This is a genomic window from Paenisporosarcina sp. P4_E4_2, assembly GCF_056401595.1.
The window spans coordinates 1-4,404 of the sequence record NZ_JBFUJC010000263.1; the positions used below are offsets into that span (position 1 = coordinate 1).

General features: G+C 42.7%; 5 protein-coding genes. All 5 read right to left on the minus strand.

Annotated features, from left to right (window positions below):
• The coding region (gene hemL, locus AC1DSB_RS15015) for a glutamate-1-semialdehyde 2,1-aminomutase (protein ID WP_477587013.1) at positions 1–969 on the minus strand (969 nt) is incomplete at its 3' end.
• Positions 969–1,949, minus strand: a complete 981-nt coding sequence (gene hemB, locus AC1DSB_RS15020; RefSeq protein ID WP_016426764.1) for a porphobilinogen synthase — start codon at positions 1,947–1,949, stop codon at positions 969–971. The genes hemB and hemL, both read right to left, overlap by 1 nt.
• A complete protein-coding gene (locus AC1DSB_RS15025) occupies positions 1,946–2,710 on the minus strand; it encodes a uroporphyrinogen-III synthase (RefSeq protein WP_477587014.1) in 765 nt (254 codons plus the stop codon). The genes hemB and AC1DSB_RS15025 overlap by 4 nt, the downstream gene beginning before the upstream one ends.
• Positions 2,703–3,632, minus strand: a complete 930-nt coding sequence (gene hemC / locus AC1DSB_RS15030; protein ID WP_477532214.1) for a hydroxymethylbilane synthase — start codon at positions 3,630–3,632, stop codon at positions 2,703–2,705. The genes AC1DSB_RS15025 and hemC overlap by 8 nt, the downstream gene beginning before the upstream one ends.
• 34 nt (positions 3,633–3,666) lie before the next feature.
• The coding region (gene ccsA / locus AC1DSB_RS15035) for a cytochrome c biogenesis protein CcsA (RefSeq protein WP_477587015.1) at positions 3,667–4,404 on the minus strand (738 nt) is incomplete at its 5' end.

A 4,404-nucleotide genomic window follows, 5' to 3' on the forward strand; every position in this document is an offset into this window, starting at 1 on the left:
CGTTTCAGGAGTTAAGCGAGAAAGGGTTTCAAAACCTGCCGTCATAGCTAATGGATTACCTGAAAGTGTGCCTGCTTGATAAATCGGGCCACTTGGCGCGATTCGCGACATAATTTCAAGTTTCCCGCCGTAAGCACCGACTGGAAGTCCTCCGCCGATTACTTTACCAAGACACGTCAAATCCGGTGTTACGTTGAAGTGACCTTGGGCACAGTTATAACCGACACGGAAGCCCGTCATTACTTCGTCAAAGATAAGAACTGTTCCGTTATCTGTTGATAGTTCACGAAGACCTTCGAGGAAGCCAGGTTGAGGTCCGACTACGCCCATATTCCCCGCCACTGGTTCTACGATAATTGCTGCCAAGTCATCTCCGTGCTGTTTAAATGCTGCACGTACACTCTCCAAATCATTGTAAGCGACTGTAATCGTGTTTTTAGCCACTGATTCCGGCACACCTGGGCTATCCGGTAAACCAAGTGTCGCAACACCTGAGCCTGCTTTAATCAATAAGCTATCGCCATGTCCATGGTAACAACCTTCGAATTTCAGGATTTTATTACGTCCAGTGAAACCACGTGCTGCACGAAGTGCGCTCATCGTTGCTTCTGTTCCGGAAGATACCATACGTACCATTTCGATAGATGGCACACGTTCCATGACCAATTTTGCCAAGTCATTTTCAACGACTGTAGGTGCACCGAAACTTGTGCCCGTTTCAGCTACTTTTTGAATAGCTGCCACGACGTCAGGATGAGAGTGACCTAAAATAAGTGGTCCCCATGAAAGTACATAGTCGATATAGTCATTACCATCGATATCTGTAATTGTTGCACCTTTTCCGCTTGCCATGAAAATCGGATCCATATCAACCGATTTGAATGCACGAACCGGACTATTGACACCACCTGGCATCAATTTCAYGGCTTCGCTGAATGCTTGTTTTGATTTATCGTAAGAACGTTCCATTATTTCGCCCCCAACCAACGAGCCACATCTTTCGCGTGGTACGTCATGATTAAATCCGCGCCTGCGCGCTTCATGCTTGTAAGTGTTTCAATGACAATTCTTTCTTCGTCTATCCATCCGTTTTGTGCTGCCGCTTTCACCATGGCATATTCCCCACTCACATTGTAAGCCACGACCGGTAAGTCGAAGTTATTTTTCACGTCACGCACGATATCCAAGTAAGATAGTGCTGGTTTAACAATCAGGAAATCTGCGCCTTCTTCAACGTCAGATGTTGCTTCGCGCATCGCTTCATTGCGATTTGCAAAATCCATTTGATACGACTTGCGGTCACCAAATTGAGGTGTACTGTTTGCTGCATCACGGAATGGACCGTAATACGCTGATGCATATTTCACTGCATACGACATAATAGGGAGATGTGAAAAGCCTGCTTCATCCAAACCGTAACGAATAGCCGCTACGAATCCATCCATCATGTTTGACGGAGCAATAATGTCAGCACCCGCTTTCGCTTGTGCAATGGCAGTGCGAGCCAATAAATCAAGAGTTGGATCGTTTAGGACTTGTCCGTTTTCAATAATTCCGCAGTGACCATGGTCCGTATATTCACATAAGCACGTATCAGCAATGACAACCAAATGTGGGTGACGTTCTTTTACAAAGCGAATCGCTTCTTGAATGATGCCATGATCATGGTAAGCTTGTGTGCCTTCTGCATCTTTCTCAAGAGGTATGCCGAATAAAATAACCGATGGGATACCAAGTGATACAACTTCGTCCACTTCCTCACCTAAGTGATCCATAGAAAATTGGTATACGCCTGGCATTGAAGCGATCGGATTTTTAATATTTTCGCCTTCTGCAACGAAAATCGGGTAAATCAAGTCATCTGTATGTAATTTAGTTTCGCGTACCATTGCACGCAAAGTTTCGCTGTGACGCAAGCGTCGGTGTCTATTGAATTGAAGTTCTTTCATTTGTATGAGTCATCCTTCCATTTAGCAATTTCTTGAATGAGTGCAAGCCATGTGTAAGTTGTTGGCTGTATATGAACTGCAACACCTTGTTTTTTCAATGCAGTTGCAGTCACATGACCAATTGCAGCAATCGTCATTTCGTTCCAACCGATATTGGGCGCAATTTCACGTGTGAATACTTCCACTGATGAGGGACTCGCAAATGCCACAATAACATGTGGATATTGAGTGAGATAGCCACCTAAACTTTTCGCGTTACCCTCATCAGGCAGAGTTTCATATACGGTCYATTCGTCCACGGATTGTGATAGACCTTCTTTTATCGTAGCTTTAGCAAGTGATCCACGTAAAAACAAACAAGTATCTGAGTAACCGGCTACCAACGGGAATTGTTGAACAAATGCATCCGCACTGAACGTAGTTGGTGTAAACGTCACATGAAAACCTATGCGTTCTAAAGCAGTCGCAGTTTTACTGCCAACTGCTGCAATCTTACAAGGCAAGGAATCCACGAGAATCTTGTGTCGCAGCACTTTTTGTTCGAATGCAACTACTGCATTTTGGCTTGTGAAAATCAACCAGTCATAAGTGTGGAGACTATTAATAAATTGTTCGTCTTGAAACGTTACTTCCTGAGTTCGGATGAGCGGGAAAGAAATGAATTCTCCACCCAGCCTTGTCACTTCAAAAAATGCTTCGTCAGACTTTGGTTGACCTGTAAAGACAATCGTTTGTCCTTGCAAATCACCTTTTTTAGACATTTAAATCGGCTCTTACTTGTTGAATCAAATCGTAAGCACCTTGCTCGCTTAATGTCACTGCCACGTCTTTTCCTGCCGTTTCTGGTACAACATTCTTAGAAGTTTGTTTGAAAACTTGTTCAGCATCAGGTGAAGCAACCAATCCTGTAAAATGAACATCTCCGTTTTCCACTGTTGCAAAACCAGCAATCGGTACTTGGCAACCGCCATCCATTGCATGTAAAAATGCACGCTCTGCATGAACGGCTTTCCAAGTTTCTTCATGTGTCAGTTTGCCAAGCTCTCCTAATAATTCCGCGTCGTCTCCACGGCATTCGATTGCTAAAGCACCTTGACCCACAGCAGGAAGACAATCTTCAGTTGATAAATATTCCGTCACCACATCATCGCTCCACCCAAGACGCTTGAGTCCAGCTGCAGCTAAAATAATCGCATCGTACTCTTCTGTTTCAAGTTTAGCGAGACGTGTATCTACATTTCCGCGAATCCATTTGATTTCAAGGTCTGGACGCAATAACAGAAGTTGAGCTGAACGACGTAAACTGCTTGTTCCGACAACTGCTCCTACCGGTAAGTCCATAAATTTCACATGCCCTGTTGAAATAAAAGCATCACGTGCATCTTCACGCGGAGGAATACACCCGATGACAAGTCCTTCCGGCAATTCCGAAGGCATGTCTTTCATGCTATGAACAGCAAAATCGATTTCTTTGTCGTACAAGGCTTGTTCAATTTCTTTAACAAACAATCCTTTGCCCCCAACTTTTGAAAGTTGAACATCCAGGATTTGATCACCTTTTGTGACGATTTCTTTTACTTCAAACTCAAATGGTGCTCCCGCTTGTTTCATTTGATCGATAAACCAATTTGTTTGTGTCAATGCCAATTTACTTCTTCTCGAACCTACTATAATTTTTCTCATTATTAACAACCCCACTTAACCGATTAATTAGATTTTAGTACCAAAAATGAAAGTCGGATAATCGACTTCCTAAGAAAAAATTCACCAACACGAGCAGGAAGGCATAAGCATGACCCCATGCATAACTTGTTCCGTAAAGTGTCCCTTTTTTTCTTCGATAAAATAAATAGCCGTAAACAAATAATAAAATAAATGAACCTATGATTTTCACATCAATAAGCGAAAATTCATTGAGTGTAACGTATCCCCATTGCAGCCCCAGAATCAGACTGACGAACAGAAATGGAATGCCGATGACGATTGACACGGTCATCCCCTTCTCCGTTTGATCAAGAGAAGGCAGTTTCCCGAATTGTTTCGTCCATTTCTTTTTCTTTAATAAGCGATACAAAATATGATACAACGCCGAAAAGACAAAAGATAACGAGAATCCTACATACGACAGGATCGCAAAAGTTACATGGATGAATAACAACTCTGATATCAGTGTTTCCCCAACAGGTGAGCGTTCAATCTGAACAGGTGAAAATGTATGAATGGTCATAAAAATAAAACCGATGACATTCAGGAAAAACACGGGAACCATCACACGGTATATAAGATGAAGTCCGATGGATAACGAGATTAATAACCAGGCATAAAAATAAATGCCTTCAAACAAAGTCAATATCGGAAACCTTTTCGTCTCAACAATATATAGGACTAAAAAAACCGTTTGCAATAGCCACACAATGCTGAGTAGCCAAAACGCAATGCGGTGAGCTTTTGAATC

Excerpts from the sequence above, each read along its gene's own strand:
- hemB (WP_016426764.1), bottom strand. The coding sequence starts at position 1,949 with ATGAAAGAACTTCAATTCAATAGACACCGACGCTTGCGTCACAGCGAA.
- hemC (WP_477532214.1), bottom strand. The coding sequence starts at position 3,632 with ATGAGAAAAATTATAGTAGGTTCGAGAAGAAGTAAATTGGCATTGACA.